The organism is Desulfogranum japonicum DSM 18378, from assembly GCF_000429945.1.
Taxonomy (GTDB): Bacteria; Desulfobacterota; Desulfobulbia; order Desulfobulbales; family Desulfobulbaceae; genus Desulfogranum; species Desulfogranum japonicum.
On record NZ_AUCV01000127.1, the window covers coordinates 1 to 1,232 of the forward strand.

The window sequence follows — 1,232 nt, forward strand, 5'->3', positions numbered from 1 at the left end:
AGATGAGTATCAAGCAAAAACAATTCAGAGCTGCCTGTGATAACACATTCCTAGCGAAAGTGCTGGATTGCTGATTTTTTCGTGCGCTGGCCCTGTCATGCCCCCACAGTGCTGAAACTACACCTAATCTTACATCTGCACTTTCATGGGTGCATAAATCTCGAACTATGTCTAAATCTTTGTTGTCCTCGGAGCTTTGAGTATGGCCAATGGCTACCAGTGCTGCATTTAGAACCTCTGCATCTTGATTATCCGCTTTTATCAGTGTTCGCAAAGTAGACAATGCTTCTTTTGGAAATGATCTTTCTGGAATTCCACTTTGCCCTAATATGTCTGCGCCAGTGACCTTTGATTGTGTTGAGTCACTTTCACAAAGCTTAATAGCGGAATCAACAACCTCTTCAGTCCCTCGGATATGTAATGAGCGAATATATTCCCAATACTTTTTTTCATCGTCTATGCTGAGAGCTTTCTCTATCAGTTCCTTAGTACATATGTCAGAATGAGGATCATTCATTTTTTAAAACATAATCTGGGTGCTCAAAGGCCTGCTGAATTTTACAGCTACCAACTTTGAGTGTGATAGTAAGTATAAACATAGAAAAAACAGAATTTTACGCTTCGTTGCGGCAGATTGCTATATGGTTACATTTTAATCGCAAAAATCATCTCACCGTTGACTGGACCTTTAAATCTACTATCGTAAGCGTTATCCCTATTGTCTCCCATCAAAAAATAATATCCAGGTGGAACCTTTAGATTAACTTTAACTCGGCTTTCAGGATTTGGGTTTTTATCGTATGCAACTAAATATTCCATATTACCGTTTTTTTCCTTATAGATTATCTTCTGCTTTTCCTCTTTTTCTTTTACCTGGGAAAGGCTTATCCCATTAATAGTAATAGTTTTATCATTGATTTCGATTTGATCACTAGGAAGCGCCATTACTCTCCAAACAAATATATACCTTCCTTTTTCAGAGATATCTTCATATACGATGATATCTCCTCTGTTTACCTTTGAAAGATCGAATAATGGTCCTTTCTTTACCCAAAATACACTTTTAGCAGGAAGTGTCGGATACATTCCATTCTGCGGAACTTTCAAATTTTGAATAAAGAATAAGTCTCCAGCCTGCGGGTGTAGCCGGTCTATATTAAAACTCTCTCAAGTTATCTATCTGTTTTTTCGTTGTATGCAAACCGCTTAATTCGACGCCCCCAGCCAAAATG

The 1,232-nt window shown here is 38.1% G+C and carries 1 protein-coding gene and 1 pseudogene; both read right to left on the reverse strand.

Annotated features, from left to right (window positions below; genetic code table 11):
- Positions 1-517, reverse strand: a pseudogene (locus tag G493_RS32675) (hypothetical protein); the annotation flags it as partial.
- A 128-nt stretch (positions 518-645) separates the two neighbouring features.
- On the reverse strand, positions 646-1,155 hold the full coding sequence (gene lepB, locus G493_RS0122725; RefSeq protein ID WP_084813728.1) for a signal peptidase I: 510 nt from the start codon (positions 1,153-1,155) through the stop codon (positions 646-648).
- Positions 1,156-1,232: the final 77 nt, after the last annotated feature.